This window comes from Capnocytophaga ochracea DSM 7271 (assembly GCF_000023285.1).
Lineage (GTDB): Bacteria > Bacteroidota > Bacteroidia > Flavobacteriales > Flavobacteriaceae > Capnocytophaga > Capnocytophaga ochracea.
Map to the genome: position 1 here is coordinate 269,862 of NC_013162.1, position 20,017 is coordinate 289,878.

20 protein-coding genes are annotated in these 20,017 nt (G+C 39.6%); 10 read left to right on the forward strand and 10 right to left on the reverse strand.

Features of this window, described 5'->3' with window-relative positions:
* The first annotated feature begins 271 nt into the window (after positions 1–271).
* Entirely contained in the window at positions 272–862 is a 591-nt protein-coding gene (def, locus tag COCH_RS01040; protein ID WP_012796971.1) for a peptide deformylase, read from the forward strand.
* 75 nt (positions 863–937) lie between these two features.
* Complete coding sequence (locus COCH_RS01045; protein WP_009421271.1) at positions 938–1,351, forward strand: DUF5606 family protein; 414 nt, start codon at positions 938–940, stop codon at positions 1,349–1,351.
* A gap of 216 nt (positions 1,352–1,567) precedes the next feature.
* On the opposite strand, the gene rpmF is transcribed toward COCH_RS01045, so the two are convergent.
* The 3 genes from rpmF to COCH_RS12115 form a co-directional block, all read right to left on the reverse strand.
* Positions 1,568–1,762: a 50S ribosomal protein L32 gene (rpmF, locus tag COCH_RS01050; RefSeq protein WP_002673108.1), complete on the reverse strand. Its 195-nt coding sequence runs from the start codon at positions 1,760–1,762 to the stop codon at positions 1,568–1,570.
* Positions 1,763–1,778: 16 nt separating this feature from the next.
* Positions 1,779–2,309 carry a YceD family protein gene (locus tag COCH_RS01055; RefSeq protein ID WP_012796972.1) on the reverse strand — a complete coding sequence of 177 codons (531 nt, stop codon included), beginning with the start codon at positions 2,307–2,309 and terminating at the stop codon, positions 1,779–1,781.
* A gap of 268 nt (positions 2,310–2,577) precedes the next feature.
* The gene (locus COCH_RS12115; protein WP_167524718.1) at positions 2,578–2,721 is read right to left on the reverse strand and encodes a hypothetical protein; all 144 of its coding nucleotides are present in this window, start codon (positions 2,719–2,721) and stop codon (positions 2,578–2,580) included.
* A 548-nt stretch (positions 2,722–3,269) separates the two neighbouring features.
* Between COCH_RS12115 and COCH_RS01065 the strand changes: the two genes are divergently transcribed.
* The 8 genes from COCH_RS01065 to COCH_RS01100 all read left to right on the forward strand — a co-directional run bounded on the left by COCH_RS01065 (position 3,270) and on the right by COCH_RS01100 (position 10,321).
* On the forward strand, positions 3,270–4,868 hold the full coding sequence (locus COCH_RS01065) for a sensor histidine kinase (RefSeq protein ID WP_012796973.1): 1,599 nt from the start codon (positions 3,270–3,272) through the stop codon (positions 4,866–4,868).
* Between the two features lie 48 nt (positions 4,869–4,916).
* On the forward strand, positions 4,917–5,672 hold the full coding sequence (locus COCH_RS01070; RefSeq protein WP_009410639.1) for a response regulator transcription factor: 756 nt from the start codon (positions 4,917–4,919) through the stop codon (positions 5,670–5,672).
* Positions 5,673–6,054: 382 nt separating this feature from the next.
* Positions 6,055–6,525: a GNAT family N-acetyltransferase gene (locus tag COCH_RS01075; RefSeq protein ID WP_012796974.1), complete on the forward strand. Its 471-nt coding sequence runs from the start codon at positions 6,055–6,057 to the stop codon at positions 6,523–6,525.
* 321 nt (positions 6,526–6,846) lie between these two features.
* Positions 6,847–7,284, forward strand: coding sequence for a DUF6452 family protein (locus COCH_RS01080; protein WP_016479154.1), 438 nt, complete (start codon positions 6,847–6,849; stop codon positions 7,282–7,284).
* A complete protein-coding gene (locus COCH_RS01085; protein WP_012796976.1) occupies positions 7,250–8,080 on the forward strand; it encodes a DUF6048 family protein in 831 nt (276 codons plus the stop codon). The genes COCH_RS01080 and COCH_RS01085 overlap by 35 nt, the downstream gene beginning before the upstream one ends.
* A gap of 17 nt (positions 8,081–8,097) precedes the next feature.
* Positions 8,098–8,718, forward strand: coding sequence for a hypothetical protein (locus COCH_RS01090; protein WP_012796977.1), 621 nt, complete (start codon positions 8,098–8,100; stop codon positions 8,716–8,718).
* Between the two features lie 10 nt (positions 8,719–8,728).
* Positions 8,729–9,610 carry a GTPase Era gene (gene era / locus COCH_RS01095; RefSeq protein WP_012796978.1) on the forward strand — a complete coding sequence of 294 codons (882 nt, stop codon included), beginning with the start codon at positions 8,729–8,731 and terminating at the stop codon, positions 9,608–9,610.
* A 6-nt stretch (positions 9,611–9,616) separates the two neighbouring features.
* A complete protein-coding gene (locus COCH_RS01100) occupies positions 9,617–10,321 on the forward strand; it encodes a cell division protein FtsQ/DivIB (protein ID WP_012796979.1) in 705 nt (234 codons plus the stop codon).
* 106 nt (positions 10,322–10,427) lie between these two features.
* On the opposite strand, the gene rfbB is transcribed toward COCH_RS01100, so the two are convergent.
* The 7 genes from rfbB to COCH_RS01130 form a co-directional block, all read right to left on the reverse strand.
* Complete coding sequence (rfbB, locus tag COCH_RS01105; RefSeq protein ID WP_012796980.1) at positions 10,428–11,420, reverse strand: dTDP-glucose 4,6-dehydratase; 993 nt, start codon at positions 11,418–11,420, stop codon at positions 10,428–10,430.
* Positions 11,417–13,681 carry a GH92 family glycosyl hydrolase gene (locus tag COCH_RS01110; protein WP_012796981.1) on the reverse strand — a complete coding sequence of 755 codons (2,265 nt, stop codon included), beginning with the start codon at positions 13,679–13,681 and terminating at the stop codon, positions 11,417–11,419. Before COCH_RS01110 ends, rfbB begins: the two co-directional genes overlap by 4 nt.
* An 88-nt stretch (positions 13,682–13,769) precedes the next feature.
* Positions 13,770–14,432 carry a DUF421 domain-containing protein gene (locus tag COCH_RS01115; RefSeq protein ID WP_012796982.1) on the reverse strand — a complete coding sequence of 221 codons (663 nt, stop codon included), beginning with the start codon at positions 14,430–14,432 and terminating at the stop codon, positions 13,770–13,772.
* 40 nt (positions 14,433–14,472) lie between these two features.
* Positions 14,473–15,255, reverse strand: coding sequence for a DUF481 domain-containing protein (locus tag COCH_RS01120; RefSeq protein WP_012796983.1), 783 nt, complete (start codon positions 15,253–15,255; stop codon positions 14,473–14,475).
* A gap of 321 nt (positions 15,256–15,576) precedes the next feature.
* The gene (locus tag COCH_RS12120; protein WP_167524713.1) at positions 15,577–15,720 is read right to left on the reverse strand and encodes a hypothetical protein; all 144 of its coding nucleotides are present in this window, start codon (positions 15,718–15,720) and stop codon (positions 15,577–15,579) included.
* Between the two features lie 486 nt (positions 15,721–16,206).
* Positions 16,207–19,011, reverse strand: a complete 2,805-nt coding sequence (locus COCH_RS01125) for a hybrid sensor histidine kinase/response regulator transcription factor (protein WP_012796984.1) — start codon at positions 19,009–19,011, stop codon at positions 16,207–16,209.
* Positions 18,986–19,864, reverse strand: a complete 879-nt coding sequence (locus COCH_RS01130; RefSeq protein WP_009422057.1) for a carbohydrate kinase family protein — start codon at positions 19,862–19,864, stop codon at positions 18,986–18,988. Before COCH_RS01130 ends, COCH_RS01125 begins: the two co-directional genes overlap by 26 nt.
* Positions 19,865–20,017: the final 153 nt, after the last annotated feature.

Below are 20,017 nucleotides of genomic sequence, written 5' to 3' on the forward strand. Positions count from 1 at the left end.
CTTTTTACACATTAAACATACTGCAAATCAACAGATAGCGTCTTTTACACTATCTTGTTGTGCATTTTGTATTCTGTTAAATAAAAAGGCGTTTTATTAAGAGTTTTTCTCTCCATTCTTTCCAAAAAAAGGAAAAACACTACACGGTATAACTGTGTAGCTTTTCTTTCTGGTGCAAAGATACAACAATTTTTCCTCATTCTCTCATTTCCTCATTTGCTAATTTCCAAATTATTCTTACCTTTGCGCCCGATAAACAAATTAAAACACAATGGTTTTACCTATTATTGCTTATGGCGACCCAGTGCTCAGAAAGGTAGGAACTGAAATCCCCCCTGATTATCCTCAACTCAAAACACTGATTGCTAATATGTACGACACTATGAATGCCGCTTATGGCGTGGGGCTCGCTGCTCCTCAGGTAGGTCTCTCTATACGCTTGTTCGTGGTAGATGCCTCTCCTTTCGCCGATGACGATGAGCTTTCAGAAGAAGAGCAAACTTTCTTAAAAGACTTCAAAAAAACTTTTATCAATGCCAAAATAGTAGAAGAAACAGGCGATACTTGGAACTTCAACGAAGGGTGCCTCAGTATTCCTGGCGTACGAGAAGATGTTAGCAGGCACAAGCAAATCACCATTGAATACTTTGATGAAGACTTTAATAAGCAAACACTTACCATTGGCGGACTCGCGGCTCGTATCATTCAGCACGAATACGACCATATCGAAGGCATTCTGTTCACCGATAAACTCTCTTCTTTTAAACGCCAACTCATCAAAAGTAAGCTGGCTAATATCAGTAAAGGAAAGGTAAAGGTAGACTACCGAATGAAATTCTTTGATGCCAAAAACAAAAGATAGTACACTAATTTACAGTTATAATTAGTAACACTCATAACTTTTAACTCTTAACTTTTTAACTCTTAAATAAATACAATGAATCTAACAAAAGTATTAGCCATTTCTGGCAAACCTGGTTTATATCACTTAGAAACTCAAACGCGCTCTGGCTTCTTAGCCACTTCGTTAGCCGATGGTAAGCGTATATCAGTAGGCATTCGCAACAACGTGAGCCTATTGTCTGAAATCGCAATTTATACACTCGAAAAAGAAGTGCCTCTCACCGAAGTTTTTACTAATATGAAGAACTTTGAAGAAGGAAAAGAAGCGCGTATCTCTCCAAAATCCGATGGAGCTACTCTCGAAGAGTATTTCTCTCAAGTACTCCCTAATTACGACCGCGACCGTGTGTATGCCAGCGATATTAAGAAAATAATCCAATGGTACAACCTTCTATTAGCCAAAGGTTTCTTAGAAGAAGACGCTCAAGAAGACACCCAAAAAAGCTAATTCACAGTACAATCATTTTACAATCAGTATTACTTTCCCAAAATTTTAATCGCTTGTCGTGCTACGACCTTTGTCAGAGTAGACTATCTTGACAATCAATTTCCTTTAGTTATATTGTAGGGGCGATTTGCAAATCGCCCTCACAAAGCAAAAAAAGAGAACAATATTAATATTGTTCTCTTTTTTTATAATCTTATAAAATCAGATGAAGCAAATCTATTTTGCTTCTTCTGTACTATCCACAAGCACCTGCCCACGATAGTACAATTTACCTTCGTGCCAGTGTGCGCGGTGATACAAATGGTTTTCACCAGTTGTTGGATCTTTTGCTATTTGAGGAACTACCGCTACGTCGTGGGTTCTTCTCTTATCTCTTCTTGTTTTTGATTGTCGTCTCTTAGGATGTGCCATTACTTAAATCTTTATATTATTTATCTGTTATTAAATTCTTTAAACTTTCCCAACGCGGGTCTATAGTCACTGCATTGTGGTGCTCTTTTGGAGCAAGTGCTTCCAATTTATCTAATACCACCGAGTGCATCGTCCCATTCAAAACATCAGGGTGTACACGCTTAGCAGGGATTGACAACACAATAAGCTCATATATATATTGTGCCACATTCAGTTGGTATTCTCCGTGAGGAAGTATCAAGATTTCTTCATCGTCATCATTATACTCTTCACCAAACTTCACCACCAAAAAAAGTGTTCCTTCTACTGCCAAGTCAAAAGGCTCATTAGAAACATCACAATTCACATTCACAGTACCCCTGTTGTGAAAATGCAGTTCCAACAAGTTGCTCTTCTTGTCTAAATCAACGATTACCTGCTGATGAATATCATTCACCTCGTCAAAATTAAACAGTTGTAGAAACGCTTTGTCAATCTCATAAACAAATTGATGTCTCCCCTGTTTCAAGCCTGCAAAAGAAATATCGTATTCTTTTAACTTTCTCATTTTCTACAAGTTTAGTAATCAATTGTTCATTTTTCAAGGTGCAAAGATACAACTTTATTTTTATATACAAACTTTTTACCTCACTTTTTTATCATAACCACATCATATCCCCTCAAAAACCCCATCTTTCATTGAGCAACTCCCTCTTCTCAAATATTCTCATCTCCGCCTTATCTCCGTCTTATCTTCGTTCATTCTTCGTTCATTCTTCGTTCATTCTTCGTTCATTCTTCGTTCATTCTTCGTTCATTCTTCGTTCATTCTTCGTTCATTCTTCGTTCTTTCTTCGTTCTTTCTTCGTCCATTCTTTGTCCATTCTTCGTCCATTCTTTGTCCATTCTTCGTCCATTCTTGATTGTCCGTGCGAGTTACACCTACCCGTGCGACTCGCACCTGCCTGTGTGGCTCGCACTTTTCCGTCATACTCCCCCTAGTGCCTATGGCCTAAGGCCTAGTTCCTTTTCTCTTTCTTTCGCCTCGAAACCTCTTTTTTAACATTTTTAGCGTTGTTGTACTACAGTATAAATCAACTACTTACATACCTTTTCTATACCAATCTTCCAAGATTCGTATAAGCTTCCTATAAGCTCTCTATAAGCTAACCCCACCCTTCTCATAGCCTTTTTTCATCAAAAACTCTTCCTCCCCTCTTCCGAACTTCTTTGTTTTTTTCCGAATATTCCTAACTCTCCCAACACATCGTTTTTTCATCTCAAACTTTGCCAAAGTTAATCGCCCGTCGTGCTACGACCTTTGGCAAAGTTAATTTTTGGTATTATTGGCATTTCTGGTATTATTGGCATTATTAACATTGTCGCTTCTCTTCCTTAGTAAAAACAAGGGTTTATAAAAGAAAAACCACAGTATTTTAGCCTTCTTAAAAAGGGTACTCCTTAATCTTTTGTTAAATTTTTAAGAGAATTTGTTTTTTATATTAAATATTTGTTTTAACTTTGCCCGGTGAATAAGCGATTATACATACTCGCAGTAGTGCTCATAAGCCTTTCTCTTGTAGGAATTATTGCCATACAAGGGTATTGGATTAAATCAGCCATCGATAATAAAGAAGAGGCTTTTACTTATTCTATTCAGCAGGTACTCAATAATGTAGCTAAACAAATAGAGCAAGATGAAGTCGATAAATATGTAGCTCAAATTATCTATTTGCGCGAGAACGATAGCACCTTAAAGCTCAAAGACAGTCATCTGCGAGAGTTTATCTATGTGCAAGAAAACAAACTAAGCAAAGAGACCTTTATTTATAAACACGGTATTTTAGAGGAAGATTACGCTTTAGCTACCAATCTGCGCAACCCTGTACTCATCGATGATTTGAAACTCTCCGATTCTTTTACCTTAAAGAACTATACAAACAGAGAAAGTTTTCAGCACATCAACAGAGGTAATAATATAGATAACAAACAGTTGCCTATCATAAAAGCCTACGAAAAGCTAAGTGAATTACCCGAGATTGAGCGCTTAATGATAGAAGAATCATTTAAGAGTATCATAAGGCAACAAACCCTTAGCGAACGAGTGTCCGTAAGCCAAATAAACACACTCTTAGAGCAAAAACTCAAAAAAAGAGGCTTGAATTTACCTTTCGAGTTTGCCGTGTATAACCGCAATATCTTATCGAAGATACACTCTAAGTACTTTGACCCTAATGAAACTAAGGAATATCGCACCTTGCTTTTTGGAGGCAATAGCTCCGACGATTCAGTATACGAATTAGCAGTAGTATTCCCTCAGCGCGAGCGCTATGTGCTATCATCAGTAATAGGGGTAGCAACCCTATCAGTAGTATTTTTACTAATAGTTATAGGTGTGTTTGTGGTTACCTTCCACCAGCTCATCACTCAGCGTCGCATTTCCGAAATCAAAACTGATTTCATCAATAATATGACGCACGAGTTCAAAACACCTATTGCCACTATGAACTTAGTGCTGGACAGTCTTAAAACACCTGTTGCCCTGCACGACCCTGAGAAAATAAAAGGATATGTAAAAATACTCAAACAGGAAAACAAGCGAATGCTGGCTCAGGTAGAAAACATTTTGCAAATATCACGTCTCGAAAAAGGAAACTTACATTTAGAGAGAGAGCCGTTGGACGTGCACGAACTTATAAGCAATGCCGTAGGGCACCTACAAGTAATGCTCGACGAACGTGGAGGCGTACTGCGCACTCACTTTTTAGCAGAAAACGGCGATGTATCAGCAAACAAATCACACCTTACTAATGTATTTGTGAATGTGATTGAAAATGCTATCAAATACTCACCTAATGCCCCCGAAATAGACATTTATACTGAAAATATAAAGAATAAAATACTAATACGTGTAAAAGACAGAGGGCAAGGAATGAGCAGGCAGGCTATGAAACACGTATTTACCAAGTTTTATAGAGAACATACTGGCGATTTACACAACGTAAAAGGACACGGGTTAGGGCTTGCCTACGTGAAAAGTATCGTAGAATACCATCAAGGAAGCATTGATGTAGAAAGCGACAAAGGAAAAGGGAGTACCTTCTTTATCAAATTGCCGGTAATATAATTTAAGAACTTAACAATTTAATTCATAATTGCCTAAAACAATAAAAAAATGAATACAGACGGAAACTATTACAGTTCAAATGCTTCTACGGACAATAAACACATTCTCTTAGTAGAAGACGACCCCAACTTCGGCACTGTACTAAAAGACTATTTGGTAATGAGCGGTTTCGACGTTACCTTAGCTAAAAACGGTATGGAAGGCTTCGAAAAGTTTAAGAAAGAAACATACGATATGTGTATCTTAGACGTGATGATGCCTTATAAAGACGGTTTTACTTTAGCCAAAGAAATTCGTGAGAAAGATGAGAAAATACCTATTATCTTCCTTACAGCTCGTACAATGCGTGAAGATGTGATAAAAGGCTATCGCTCAGGAGCTGATGACTACCTAAACAAACCCTTCGACTCCGAAATCCTATTGATGAAAATACGTTCAATTTTGCAACGTAAAAGCATCGAAACAATGGTAGACGACAATAAGTTTGAGTTCGAAATAGGAAGATTCTTCCTCAATACCAAATTGCGTATTCTCAAATATAAGGACGAAGAACCTGTAAAACTCTCCCCTAAGGAAAATGAACTTTTGCGTTTGCTCGCCTTACACACCGATGATTTTATGTCACGTGAGTTAGCCCTTTCCAAAATATGGAAAGACGACAACTATTTCACCTCTCGCAGTATGGACGTATATATCGCAAAACTGCGCAAACTCTTGAAAAAGGACGATAAAGTAGAAATACTAAACATTCACGGCGAAGGCTTCCGTTTGGTTGCCAATAAAGAAGCCGATGAATTCATTTAGGTAAAAAATAGTCACACCTTTGCCCACGATTTCAAGAACATTTGTTTAACTAAATAAAGATATACACGAAGAAAAATGACCTATGTCAAGTTACATATCGCATCAGTTCTACCTTTTTGCAAGGTAATGCTTCGTGTCGTATCTGTTTGATTATAAGAATAGTATAATATATAGAAGAGCCCGAAGCGTCCCGTTTCGGGTTTTTTGTTTACACCCCTACTACTTTGCCCAATCTTGGCGTTTTGAAGTCAAAGACAAGCTCTTTACCAAAGTTTCTAACCCCGGTCGAGCTACAACCTTTGGCAAAGTTAAAACCTTTCAGCAGTAACGTCTAAATAAGTAAAGAAAAAAGTTAATAAATAACACTAAAAAGCATTATATAATGAACACAAATGATTTAAACATACAGCTCGTTACTAATAATATCAATGATTTTAAAGGTCTTTTAGATGTTTTTGAAGAAGTTTTTCAGTGGACAAACTATCATTATCCTACCGACAAGAAGTTGCATCATTTATTGAAAAACACAAACCTTTTGGCAGTAGTATCCAAAATAGAAAATCAAGTAGTAGGAGGTTTAACAGCTTATATCCTTGATAGTTATGAAGTAGAAAAACCTTCTCTATACCTTTATGATTTGGGAGTGAAAGAGCGTTTTCAAAATCAAGGCATTGGCAAACAGCTTATCAACTATTTAATAGCCTATGCAACGCAAAACGATTTTCAAGATATCTTTGTAGGTACGGAACAAGATGATAATGAAGATGCTATTGCTTTTTATAGAAAAACACCTTTTACCGATGAAACAAAGGTATTACAATACAGTTTTCGATTAGATGAACCTAACTCCTAAACAAAAAAGACAAATTAACAGAATAATTTTTGTCAGTTGTGAGTCGCCAAATAACCTCTTTTGCAATATAAAAGCTCTCGTTTAGGTTTAGGTTATCCCCATCTTTTCTTCGTTCATTGTTCGTCTTTCCTTCGTCTTAGGTTCGTTTTAGCTTCGCTCTTCTTTCGAATAAGCTTTGTCCATCAAGCTTATAAGTATCAATACTAAGTTGCTCTGTGAAGTTTTTTTTGTCATTTGTAATTATTTCGTATCTTTGCACCAACTTTATTTTTGATAATGAAAAGAACTATCTTTATATCATTTTTAATACTCTCGCTTTCAATGTTGATAAGTTGTGAGTCCGACGACCTTTGCGACCACAGCGTGAATACGCCTCGCTTGGTGGTGCGTTTCTACAACCAAAACAATACTCGTACGCCTTTTAGCGTGACTAACCTTACAGTTTATGGCGAAGGAAATACTACTCCTCTGGTAAGCAGTGCAACTTTAGATTCACTTGCACTACCTTTGCGCTTGGAGTCGCCTACTACCTACTTATTCCAAACCGTAGTTTCAGGTACTACCACTAGCACCGCAACCCTCACGCTCACTTATACTCCCGAACAGTCGTTCGTAAGCAAGGCTTGTGGAGTGAAAATTACTTACAACACCCTTTCAGCTACCATTCAAGATACAAATACCTCTTGGCTAAAAGGTCTTAACATCAAGAACACTACCGTAGATAATGAAAAAAGAGCTCATATACATTTGTATCATTAGTATTTGGTGGGGCTTAGGTGCAATGGCTCAAACGGCTACCCGCACGACCTCACAAACTACTATTGCCTTGCCCGAAAAGCAAGAAGCCCCTGTGTACAAACAGCGGTATGGCTTGCGCGTAGGTGCCGACCTGAGCAAACTGGTACGCCCTTTCTTTGATAAGAATTACTACGGACTCGAATTGGTAGGCGATTACCGCCTAACAACCAACTACTACTTCGCTGCTGAACTCGGTATGGAAAAAAGAACTAAGGACGAAGATTTCTTTACTTACTCTACCGAAGGTCAGTTTTTACGTGCTGGTTTCGATTATAACACCTATGGCAATTGGTATGGTATGGAGAATATGATTTACGTGGGGGCTCGCTATGGCATTTCGCTCTTCTCTCAAGACCTTACCTCGTATATTATCCATAAAGATAACCAATATTGGAACGAAACTATCACAGGTTCCGACCCTTCTTTCTTAAAGAAATACGACGGACGTACTGCTCATTGGTTGGAACTCGTATTAGGCATTAAAGCGGAACTCTTGCACAATCTTTACGCAGGAGCAAGCGTGCGTGTAGGTCTTTTGGTGGCTCAAACGGGCAGCAGTGGTTTCCCTAACTACTATATTCCTGCCTTTGGGCGGGTATACGAAGGAAGCAGATTTGGAGTAGGATTCAACTACACTCTCAGCTATCTCATTCCTCTTTATAAAAAAGAGAAAAAGAAAGAAGAGGCAGATACGCAAAAAACTACCTCCTCTCCTACCCCTTCAGCTCCTGCTAAAAAACCGAAAGGAAGAAGATAATAATTGACAATGTTATTATGAACAGATATATTACACTTTTTTTGCTTCTTTTTTGTAGTGTTGCTTATGCTCAAGATGTGGAGGCAATGCTTACCGAAAAAGTAAAACTCTTAGACAAAAGCTATAATCTTAAAGAACTGCAAACTTTGGCAAACGACTTTGAACACCTTACCACTGTTGCGCCTACTAATTGGTTAGTTAATTACTACGTAGCTTACACAAATATCCGCCTTGCCGACCAATCATCGGGAGGGTCTATTGATAGTTATTGCAATCAGGCAGAAAAGTACATAAAGATAGCTGAAAAACAACCCGATGCCGACGCATCGGAAATCAACGCCTTATACGCCTATCTGTACAGTGTCAAAGTGAAGGTAAACCGAATGTTTCGCGGAGCTAAATACGGTAAGCTGAGTCGTGAGTATTCCGAGAAATCTATTAAGGAAAATTCCGAAAATCCAAGGCCCTATCTCATTCGTGCTATCGGTATTTACTTTACACCCAAAGTATTTGGTGGGGGCGTAGCGAAAGCTAAACCAATGCTCAATAAAGCCTTAGAGAAGTTCGAACATTTTACTCCGAAAACGCCTAATCATCCTCATTGGGGCAAAGGAATGGCAAAATCAATTAACAAATAACAATTAACAAGTGCACAAAGCTGGATTTGTAAATATCATCGGGAACCCCAACGTAGGAAAATCTACCCTTATGAACGCCTTTGTAGGCGAAAAACTTTCTATTATCACCTCCAAGGCACAGACCACGCGGCACCGTATTTTTGGTATCGTAAGTGGTGATGATTTTCAGGTGGTTTTTTCGGACACCCCTGGTATTATCAAGCCATCGTATGCCTTACAAGCCTCGATGATGGACTTTGTAAAGAGTGCTTTTGAAGACGCCGACATTCTCATTTATATGGTAGAAATAGGCGAAAAAGAGCTGAAAGACGAGGCTTTCTTTAATCGCATCAACCAGTTGGACGTGCCTGTATTGTTGCTCATCAACAAAGTGGATACTTCCGACCAAAATGTATTAGAGGAACAAGTAGCTTACTGGAAGGAAAAAGTGCCTCGTGCCGAAATATATCCTATTTCGGCTTTGCGCAACTTTCAAACCGAAGTGGTGTTCAACCGCATTATAGAACTCTTGCCCGAGTCACCTGCGTTTTTCCCAAAAGACCAACTCACCGATAAACCGGAGCGTTTCTTTGTAAACGAGATTATACGCGAGAAGATACTATTGCACTACAAGAAGGAAATTCCCTATTCGGTAGAAGTAGAGACCGAAAGTTTTGCCGATAGCGAGACTATCATTCACATTCGCTCGGTGATAATGGTAGAACGCGAAAGCCAAAAGGGGATTATCATAGGTCATAAAGGGGAAGCCTTAAAGCGGGTAGGCATTGAGACACGGACTGATTTAGAGAAGTTTTTCGGCAAACAAATACACTTAGAACTTTTCGTAAAAGTAAACAAAGATTGGCGTAGCAATGTGCGACAATTGCGCAGGTTTGGTTACGATATCAAATAAAGAAAAATGTACATAAAAAAAATCATAAAGATATTCGTCATCGTCTTTTTGCCCTTTTGTATACAAATATTTGCATCGGGGCGCAACAAGATGCGTGTAGTGAAAGAGGTGGTGGTAGACCATCAGGACGAGAATATGTACGTTACCGATGAGGCTATACGCCGCACTATCTTCAAAGATCCTCAAGCACAACACCCTATGGGGCTTCTTAGGCTAAATGAAATTGAAAAACTCTTAGACAACAATGTGATGATTGAGAAATCGGAAGTGTTTTGCACTATCGACGGCACTCTGAATGCTAAAATCAAACAGCGAGAACCTATTGCACGCGTATACGACGGCAGTGGAGTGTATTATATGGATACACAAGGAAAGAAGATGCCTCTTTCAAGTTCTTACTCAGCACGTGTGCCTATTCTCAGAGGTAATACTGAGCGCTATTGGCAAGCCTCCTATGCACTGATGCAGTTTATCCAAAACGACCAATGGATGGCTGAAAACATTACCGAAGTATTGGTAAAGCCTAACGGAGAATACGAGTTTTTAATGCGTGTACCTCACTTTAAGGTCGTTTTCGGAAAGTTTGAAGACGAAGCGCTCAAGAAAGCAAACCTCAAAGCCTTTTACAAGCAATTGGAGAAGACTGATAAACTGAATGAATATAACATCGTAAACCTAAAATACACCAACCAAGTGGTATGTAGAAAATGAGACAATTAGTCAATTTACTAATGTGTCAATTCAATTATAGAATAACAAAAACAGAGGTTACTTTATTGAGTAACCTCTGTTTTTCTTATCTCTTACTTCTTACCTCTTATCTATTAGAAAGGTACCATTTTACGGTTTTCTGTATACCTTCTTCAAACTGCAAGGAAGGTTCCCAGCCGAGTTCTTTTTTCAATTTAGTAGCATCAATAGCGTAACGGAGGTCGTGACCAGCACGGTCGGTTACGAAAGTGATGAGCTTTTCGGAAGTACCTTCGGGGCGACCTAACTGTTTATCTACTTCTTTGATGATTACTTTCACTAAATCGATATTACGCCATTCGTTAAAGCCCCCAATGTTGTAGGTATCACCATCTTTTCCTTGGTGGAAAATAGTATCGATAGCACGAGCGTGGTCTTCTACAAAAAGCCAATCGCGAATATTTTCACCTTTGCCATAGATAGGTAACGGCTTATTATCTACAATATTATAAATACACACCGGTATCAATTTTTCAGGGTACTGGTGAGAACCGTAGTTGTTAGAACAATTTGAAATCACCACAGGCAATTTGTAAGTGTTATGGTAAGCTCTCACAAAATGGTCAGAGGAAGCTTTAGAAGCCGAATACGGTGATTGGGGGTCGTAAGGCGTTTGCTCAGTAAAGAGTGCTTCGCCTATTTCTAAGGCTCCATATACCTCGTCGGTAGAGACGTGATAAAAGCGTTTGCCTTGCATATTATCTTTCCACGCCTCACGAGCCGCTTGCAAGAGGCTCAAAGTGCCCATTACGTTTGTTTTCGCGAAGATAAAAGGGTCTTCAATACTTCTATCCACGTGACTTTCGGCAGCGAGGTGGATAATCCCATCAATGTGATTTTCAGCGAAGAGGGCTTTCATACGCTCGTAGTCGCAAATATCCGCTTGTATAAAAGTATAGTTAGGGGCATTGGCTACGTCGGCAACATTCTCTAAGTTGCCAGCGTAAGTAAGCTTGTCTAAGTTAAAAATGTGATAGTCGGGGTATTTGTTTACAAATAGCCTCACGACGTGAGAGCCGATAAATCCAGCTCCTCCTGTGATTAAGATATTTCTTTTCATTTGTTTGTCATTTCAAAAACTAATTCACCGCCTTTTAGAAGGTCTTGGTGAGAAATATGCCATTGGGTATATTCTTTGCCGTTGAGTTTTACAGATTGGATATATTTATTGTCCTTAGAGACATTTTTAGCAATGATTGTAAACGTCTTTCCGTTAGGCAAGTGTATGGTTACTTTATCAAAGAGTGGACGACCGAACTCATACTCGGTAGAAGCTGGATTCATAGGATATAAGCCCATAGCACTCCAAATGTACCAAGCCGACATCTGTCCGCAATCCTCATTACCACTAAGTCCGTTAGGGGTAGTGTTGTACTGAGTTTGCAAGATGCGATCTACCCAATATTGGGTTTTCTTAGGTTGTCCTGCTACGTTGAACATATAGGCAATATGGTGGCTAGGTTCATTGCCGTGCGCATACTGACCTATGAGTCCTGAAATATCAGGAGAGGTGTTATCACCGGTGATTTCAGAACTTTCGGTAAAGAGTTTTTCTAAGTGTGTTACAAAAGGCTCATTGCCTCCAAATAAGCTGATAAGTCCTTGTACGTTGTGAGGCACAAACCAACTGTGTTGCCAAGCGTTACCTTCGGTATAGTCGGTATTTTCGCGATGGTCAGAGCGTTTAGGGTCAAAAGGCGTGCGCCATTTACCGTCGGTACTTTTACCGCGCATAAAGCCCGTTTCTTTATCGAATAGGTGAGCATAGGCTTCTGAGCGTTTGGTAAAGAAGGTAGCATCTTCGGTTTTACCTAAGGCTTTAGCCATTTGCGCTACACACCAGTCGTCATAAGCGTATTCAAGGGTAATAGTAACTGATTCGTCTACCCCTGCGTTATAAGGAATGTAACCATATTTTTTGTATGCTTTGAGTCCTCGTGCGTCTTGCATCATTGTAGTTTTCATTGCCTCATAAGCCTTTTCAGCATCAAAACCACGTACGCCTTTAAGGTAGGCTTCGGCAATCACTGCTACCGAGTGATAGCCGGTCATTGTATTGGTTTCGTTACCATAGAGCGTCCAAACAGGCAATACTTTGTGCACTTGGTAGTAAGCTAACATTGAGTTGATAATATCAGCAGTTACTTTGGGTTGCAAAAGGGTAAGCAGTGGGTGCTCGGCGCGGAAAGTATCCCACAGAGAAAGGGTAGAATAAGCCGTGCCTTCTGTTTTTGCGATCTCATCGTTTTGTAGGCGGAACTGACCATTTTTATCAGAGAAAGTTACAGGCGCTACTTGTGCGTGATAGAGGGCAGTGTAGAAAATGGTTTTGAGAGAATCAACAGGGGTTTCTACTACTATACTGCTGAGGGTCTTCTCCCATTGTTGTTGTGCTAATGATTTGGTTTTATCAAAATTAGGAGCGTTATATAACTCCAAGTTATCTAAAGCATTTTCTTCACTCACTGAAGAAAGCGCTACTTTTACCTCTAACTTCTCATCAGTATTATCAAAGAAGATTTGCCCTGAGGTAACATCATCTTTGTGTTTTTGATAGGTAATATTTTTTATAGGCTTAGAAAACTGAATCGCAAAGAACACTTTTTGGTTTTCAGCCCAGCCAGTACTATAACGATAACCTGTAATAATATTGTCGCTATTATTAGCGTCTAACTTCTTATCCGATTTGCTAAAAGAAGTTTTGGTAGGGCTATCCCAGTTGATTGCAAATCCCAAGTTCAGTAGTACTGATTGTTCTGCCCCTTTTTCAAAAGTATAACGATGTACGGCATAACGTTGTGTCGCAGTAAGTTCGACGTTTACTTTTGGGTCTTCTAAATACACTTGATAATAGCCAGGCTCTGCTTTTTCGTTCTTGTGGCTGTACTTCGATTTGTAAGGCACCATATCGCGAAACTCTTGGGCATTCACAGGGTATTGCTCTTTGCGTCCGTATTTCAGTACACTGAGGTCATATTCTTTAGTAGTAGGCATTAACAAGATGTCATTTAGGTCTCCTATACCTGTACCACTAAGGCTCAAATGTCCAAAACCTACCATAAGGCTATCGGAATAGTGGTAACCAGAGCACCAATCCCAGTTGCTGAGACCATTCACTGGGCTCACTTGTATCATACCGAAAGGAGTAGTCGCTCCAGGGTAGGTATGTCCGTGTCCGCCTGTACCAATAAACGGGTCTACATAGCTGATAAGCGGTTTTTGAGGGGTTTGTGCTTCTTGCTCAGAAGCTGTTTTAGATTGATTACAAGCCCCTAGTACAAAAGTAGAGGCTACCAAAAGAGTAATATGTTTTAACTTCATTGTAATAGCAATTAAGTATTTTGGGCAAAAATAATAAAATAACAACGAATAGCAAAATGTTTTTGAGGGCTTTTCTTTCTCATTGTTACTAAATATAGGGTATAACTTTTATCTGAGCATTTTCGTATTCTGCTAAAAATATCTCAGAAGGATTGCTGTATCCTGTCTTTTGTAGCTCTCCAAGTAGCCATTCTTCGCTTTTATCTACATCTTCCAGCACGCTTTTTTGAATAATCCCATCGGTAATGACAGGATATTTGGGGTTTTCTTCTCCTGCCAACACGATAATGAGTTCGCCATTCTGTTCAAGTACCGCTCTTTTCACCTCTCTGATATAGTATACCCCTTCTTTACGCAGTTTGAAAGCGAGTTCGTGTGCTGTAATTTTAGCTTTTTTGCAGGCGGCTATATCTATCTTACCTCGATTGATAACAATCACAGGAGCGCCGTCTATAAACCTCCTAAAAGCTTGGTTTTTAGTTTTTAACTGACGTAACCCTATGATAAGGAATGCCCAAATAGCCAATACGATAGCAAACTGAAAGATACTCACCGATGGACTGTAAATCACACCTCCAATAATACCCCCAAGTACGTAATTTTGCACCTGATCCATTGCCGAACTCGGTGCTAAATTACCCTTGCCCGATTTGTTGATGATTAAGGCAAGAGCCAACAATCCTAAAAGCAATTTTAGGAATACATCCAAATAGAAAAACTCCTCGGATTCAATATAAGGAATTGTATACATAATGTTAATCAGAAAATTAGTAAATTAGCAAATGGGGAAATTAGAAAGAAATATTAAGCCCTACTTCAAGCGAATGATAGTCCTTTTTTATAGGTACAATAGGGGCAGAGTCGTAGATAAGTCGGTAGGTACCAAGTATACCTATGGTAGGCGTAATATTGTATTTGAGGTCGATAGCCCCACCATAGCGCGCTTCCTTAAAAGTACTATCAGGTCTAGTTTGATGAATGGCAGTAGTGGTAAGCTCCCATTTTTCACCTATTCGAAGTTTATAACTGAGCGACAAATGACTTTTGATACTGCGACTGTAAGCATAAGTAGCCTCAACGTTATCGGGAGCAGGATATTCCCATTTTTCGTATTCAAAGAAGAAGCCCACCGCAGCAAACATCAGCGAGGATTGAGTATTCAGCAACCGATAACGCGATTGTAAGCCGGTAGAAATCTTGTGGTTCATTCCCCTGCTCTCTGCCCATTGCGACTCAGCATAAGGATACACCTCAAAAGCGTGGTCTAACAGATAGCGGTACTCCATATGCACATAGCCACCACTTAATATTACTTGACTACCATAAGTAGATAACTCAAACTTGTTAATTACATTAATAATCCTATTGCAATTGATAAGCAAGTTGAGATTAGCCGTATTTTTAAAAGTGAAGACATCTTCTTTTTCGGTTTTAAAATCCAAGATAGGCATTAGGCTCCCTTGCAGAGTTTTGGTGCTGTCTATCGTCATAGTAAGGTTTTCCGAAAAAAGCATTTGTGAATAGGCAGAAGCCGAAGACAATAGCGCCAATAACATATAAAGTAATCGTTTCATCGTTTTTAAGCATATTATTTAATAAGACGCAAAAGTATAAAATCAATCCCGAATACACAAAAAAATCTCACTTAAAACCAATGCTTCATACCTTTTTTATAACAATCTTCCAAGAGAAGTTTTTCACCACATTACCCTCATCATTCGTCATTCGTCATTCGGCTTTTCTTCCCTTTTCTTTCGCCTCGAAACCCTACTTTTAACATTTTTTTCACTGTTGTATTACAGTAAGAATCAACTACTTATACACCCTTCCTATACCAATCTTCCAAGATTCGTATAAGCTCCCTATAAGCTCTCTATAAGCTAACCATACCCTCCTTACACCCTTTTTTCATCAAAAACTCTCTTAACCTCCTTCTGAAAATCTCCGTTTTCTTCCGAATCCTCTAACCCCTCCTCTGACCTGTCCGACCCGTCCATTCCTCTTGGTGGTATTATTGGCATTTCTGGTATTTCTGGCATTATTGGCATTTACCCCATTTGCTAATTTCCAAATTTTCTAATTCTCTCATTTCCTCATTTGCTAATTAATCTCAGTTCAACATATATATAATACTGATTTACAGCTACGTTTACATTGCAATCTGTGAAATCCAGCAACGCAGTTGCCAATTCGTGCCCATCACATTTGTCAATTGAAAGACTATCCGTGTAATCTGTGCGAGATTTTCAGGCAATTTATTGCCTATTTGTTTGATTTTTTTTAGAGATTTGTAAGATTTCTGTAGCGTAAGCTACACTTTTCTTACATCAAACTCGCGTTAATTAAAAAATTATCTGGAAAAAATCAGTGCAAGACTTTCAGGCAATTTATTGCCTATTTGTTTGATTCTTTAAAGATTTGTAAGATTTCTGTAGCGTAAGCTACACTTTTCTTACATCAAACTCGCGTTAATTAAAAAATTATCTGGGAAAAATCAGTGCAAGATTTTAAAGCGGTCTATAACACTACCTAATCCGTTCCAAGTACTCTGTCGGACTCTCGTTGTAAAAATCTTTAAAGCATTTCGCAAAGTAGGAAGGAGAAGAAAATCCTACTTCATAAGCGACTTCCGAGATGCTCTTGGCTTTGCTGTTGAGCAACTGCTTAGCGTATTTTACTCGTATGGTACGAATAAGCTCATTAGGCGAATAGTCGGTGAGGGATTTGATTTTGCGATATAGGTTAGAGCGCGACAAACCTAAGGCATCGGCTATTTCGTCTATATTCATTTCAGGATTGGCGATAGAGTTCTCTACGTAATGCGTAAAATCGGTGATAAACTGCTGTTCTACCTTACCTAAAGTCTCTTGTTTAGTTTCGTTCAAGAGGAAATTACTAAAACTCTCACGTATCTTCTTGCGGTTCTCAATGAGCTTGCGCACTCGTGTTTTCAGTAATTTTATGTTGAAAGGTTTCGCAATATAGGCATCGGCACCACTCTCGAAGCCCACTTGCTTCTGTTCGTCTAACGCATAAGCGGTGAGCAAAATCACAGGAATATGATTAGTAGCCACGTTAGTTTTTATCAACTGACATAAATCGAAGCCATCAGTCTTGGGCATCATCACATCGCTGATTACTACATCGGGAAGGTGCTTTTTAGCGACTTCAAAGCCTTCTTCACCGTTTTCAGCTTCGATAAGGTTATAGTCATCACTGAGGATATATCGAATAAACTGACGCATATCCTCGTTATCTTCCACAATCAGTACAGTAGGTTTCTCCGAAGCCGTTGGAGAAACCGTAGGTAGTTTGAGTTTCTCGGTAGGTGCGGGCAACGAAGGCAATAAGTCGAGATGGGTTTCTATGTAATTGCTGTCGTATACCGCTTTTACCGATACTTGTTCTTGAGTAAAAGGCAGGCGAATGAGGAAGGTTGTCCCCTCCCCTTCTGTACTCTCTACGCTGATAGTACCGTTGTGTGAGGCTACTAAGGCTTGTACCAAAGCCAAACCTATACCCGAACCTTCGCTATCGGGATTTATTTTGTAGAAGTGCTCAAACACCTCACTTTGTTTGTCTTTTGGGATATATGAACCGCTATTGAACACACGTAGCACAGCTACTCCTCCTTTGGAGGGGGTTAGGGGAAGGTCTTCTTTTTCTAACGACACGGTGATACTTCCTCCTTGAGGTGTAAATTTCAGTGCATTAGAAAGCAGGTTGAAGTAGATTTTCTCTACTTTTTCCTTATCGAAAGCCATTTCAAAAGAAGTATCTTCGGCAAGAAACTGAAAGTTGAGTTTCTTTTGTTTGATACGGTCACTAAAAAAAGAATTGAGTTCAGTAAGAAACCGTTTTAGATTGCCCTTAGTGAAGTACATTTGCATCTTGCCATTCTCATAACTGCGGAACTCAATTACTTCGGAAATGAGATGCAAAAGTCGGTTGCTGTTCTTTTTGATGAGGAATAACAAGTCTTGTTCTTCTTTGGGGAGTGAATTGTGAGCCAAAAGCGTCTGCACAGGTCCTAAAATAAGCGACAACGGTGTTTTGAACTCGTGAGAAATATTGGTAAAGAAAAGTAATTTGGCTTGGGTCGCCTCTTCTAATTGCGCCGAGATTTCCTCTAAGCGTTCTTTCTGTTGTTGCAATTCGGTAGCCTGACGTTTGATTTCTTCATTTTGTTTTTCTAACAGATTATTTGCACGACTCTTGGTGCGATATGCTCTGATAGCTATTGCCAAAAATATAGTAATCAAACCAATAGCAATAATAGAAATGTAGAAGAGTGTACGCTGAGTAGTATGCTGAATAAGGCTCTCACTCAGCTGCTGATTGATATCCTCTATCTTAGCTTGTTTTTGAGCAATTTGCTCTGTTTGCAACTGTAAAATACGCACATTGCTCTTGTCCACCACAGCGGTATTGAGGATATTCTCGCGCTCAAAAGGTTGTTTATGGAGTATTTTCATTGCAAGGTCAATAACCTTTTCTCCTCCCGTAGGATAGATAAACGATGCGTCTTGCACGTTGTTCTCTATATTGCTAATTCCTTCTTGTTGTAGCGCATCTACCCCTATGATAAAGGGTATTTTACCGTTGAATTGCATCGCTGCTTCGTGAGTACCCGCTGCCATTGGGTCGTTCATCGCAAACACAAGGTCGATATTGGGGTGTTGTTGAAAAAGTTGTTGCATTTGCACTTTGGCATCTGCTTTGAGGAAGTTGCCCCAGGTCTCGGCTACTATTCGCACCTCAGGAGCATTATTAAGGGCATCTACAAAGCCTTTATGGCGTTCCGCATCGGAGGTTGAGCCTTTGGTACCACGCACTTCGGCTATATTGCCTTTGCCTTTGAGAATACCTATCGCATAGTGTCCCGCTTCTTTACCTATTTGGTAATTATTAGCTCCCACATAGGCAGTATAACTCTCAGTAGCTATTTTCCTATCTACCAAAATCACGGGAATACCCTGCTGGTAAGCCTTTTCAATAACTGGTGTACACGCTTCCGACTCGTTAGGCGAAACCACGAGCACATCTACCTTTTGTTCTATGAACCACTCTATATCGGCAATTTGCTTAGGAGTATCGTCTTTCACACTGCGAATCAGTAGCTCAGTATTGGCTTGGTAAAGGGCTACTTCGCGTTTTAGCTCCTCGTTCATCGTTTGTCGCCAAAGGTCTTCACTGCACTGCGACACCCCTATCACATAACGGGGGTTTCGCTCCCTTTGGCAAGCAAGGCAAGCAAAGAGAGCGAAATATAAAAAAAGTATATGATACTTCCTAAAAGTCATTTTATCTAAACAACTCCAAATGAGCATCGGCGAGGCGAGGCATCGCACCGTGTTGCTGACACACGTAAGCCGATACTTCTACCGCTAATTGATGCGATTGGGCAATACTGCGACCATTGAGGTAAGAGGCTACAAAAGCAGCTGTGAACGAGTCTCCAGCTCCTACTGTATCGGCGATGGTAACCTTAGGCGTACCTAAGAACGATTTCTCATTAGGCGTAAACACATAACTACCTCTTGTACCTTGTGTTAAGATAAGGAATTTGAGATTGTATTTCTCCAATAGGTGCTTACATACCTCTTCATCAGTTCCTTGCAAATTGAACATTTCAGCCACTTTCACTATCTCCTCATCGTTGATTTTTAATGCAGTTGCCTTGTCTAACGAATCGGCAATTACCTCTTTGCTGAAATATTTCAAGCGGAGGTTGATATCGAATACTTTTAAACTCTCGGCAGGCATTAAATCTAAGAACTTGTGGATAGTGGCACGCGATATTTCACTGCGTTGTGCTAACGACCCGAAGCACACAGTATTAGTGTTCTTTGCTAAGTTCTCAATTCGCGAAGAGAATGGAATATTGTCCCACGCTACATTTTCGCTAATCTCATAGGTAGGCACCCCGCGACCGTCTAACTGTACTTTTACAGTACCTGTGGGGAAATCAGTCTTCTCAATGATGTAGTTGAGTTCTTTTTCTTCTAAACTTTTTAGTATTTCCTTACCGAGTAGATCGCCTCCAATGGCACTCACAGCATAGCCGTTGAAGCCAAATTGCGACACGTGGTAAGCGAAATTAGCGGGCGCACCGCCTAATACTTTTCTTTCAGGGAAGACATCCCAAAGGATTTCTCCCAATCCTACTACTGTATTTTTCATCGTATTATATGTTATCCTCTCCTCTGTCTTCCCCTTGGGGGAAGGAGGCGAGAGTGTTGTTGTTAATTCTTTTTCAGCGTACAAAGTTATAAATTCTTTTTGAGATTTCCTACTACTAATAATAAATACTATCAGTCGTCAGATCTTTCTGAC

Bases quoted from the DNA above. Each gene is read 5' to 3' on its own strand.
- def (WP_012796971.1), top strand. From the start codon at position 272: ATGGTTTTACCTATTATTGCTTATGGCGACCCAGTGCTCAGAAAGGTA.
- COCH_RS01045 (WP_009421271.1), top strand. From the start codon at position 938: ATGAATCTAACAAAAGTATTAGCCATTTCTGGCAAACCTGGTTTATAT.
- rpmF (WP_002673108.1), bottom strand. From the start codon at position 1,762: ATGGCACATCCTAAGAGACGACAATCAAAAACAAGAAGAGATAAGAGA.
- COCH_RS01055 (WP_012796972.1), bottom strand. From the start codon at position 2,309: ATGAGAAAGTTAAAAGAATACGATATTTCTTTTGCAGGCTTGAAACAG.
- COCH_RS01070 (WP_009410639.1), top strand. From the start codon at position 4,917: ATGAATACAGACGGAAACTATTACAGTTCAAATGCTTCTACGGACAAT.
- COCH_RS01075 (WP_012796974.1), top strand. From the start codon at position 6,055: ATGAACACAAATGATTTAAACATACAGCTCGTTACTAATAATATCAAT.
- COCH_RS01080 (WP_016479154.1), top strand. From the start codon at position 6,847: ATGTTGATAAGTTGTGAGTCCGACGACCTTTGCGACCACAGCGTGAAT.
- COCH_RS01085 (WP_012796976.1), top strand. From the start codon at position 7,250: ATGAAAAAAGAGCTCATATACATTTGTATCATTAGTATTTGGTGGGGC.
- COCH_RS01090 (WP_012796977.1), top strand. From the start codon at position 8,098: ATGAACAGATATATTACACTTTTTTTGCTTCTTTTTTGTAGTGTTGCT.
- COCH_RS01100 (WP_012796979.1), top strand. From the start codon at position 9,617: ATGTACATAAAAAAAATCATAAAGATATTCGTCATCGTCTTTTTGCCC.
- rfbB (WP_012796980.1), bottom strand. From the start codon at position 11,420: ATGAAAAGAAATATCTTAATCACAGGAGGAGCTGGATTTATCGGCTCT.
- COCH_RS01110 (WP_012796981.1), bottom strand. From the start codon at position 13,681: ATGAAGTTAAAACATATTACTCTTTTGGTAGCCTCTACTTTTGTACTA.
- COCH_RS01115 (WP_012796982.1), bottom strand. From the start codon at position 14,432: ATGTATACAATTCCTTATATTGAATCCGAGGAGTTTTTCTATTTGGAT.
- COCH_RS01120 (WP_012796983.1), bottom strand. From the start codon at position 15,255: ATGAAACGATTACTTTATATGTTATTGGCGCTATTGTCTTCGGCTTCT.
- COCH_RS12120 (WP_167524713.1), bottom strand. From the start codon at position 15,720: ATGCCAGAAATACCAGAAATGCCAATAATACCACCAAGAGGAATGGAC.
- COCH_RS01125 (WP_012796984.1), bottom strand. From the start codon at position 19,011: ATGCTCATTTGGAGTTGTTTAGATAAAATGACTTTTAGGAAGTATCAT.
- COCH_RS01130 (WP_009422057.1), bottom strand. From the start codon at position 19,864: ATGAAAAATACAGTAGTAGGATTGGGAGAAATCCTTTGGGATGTCTTC.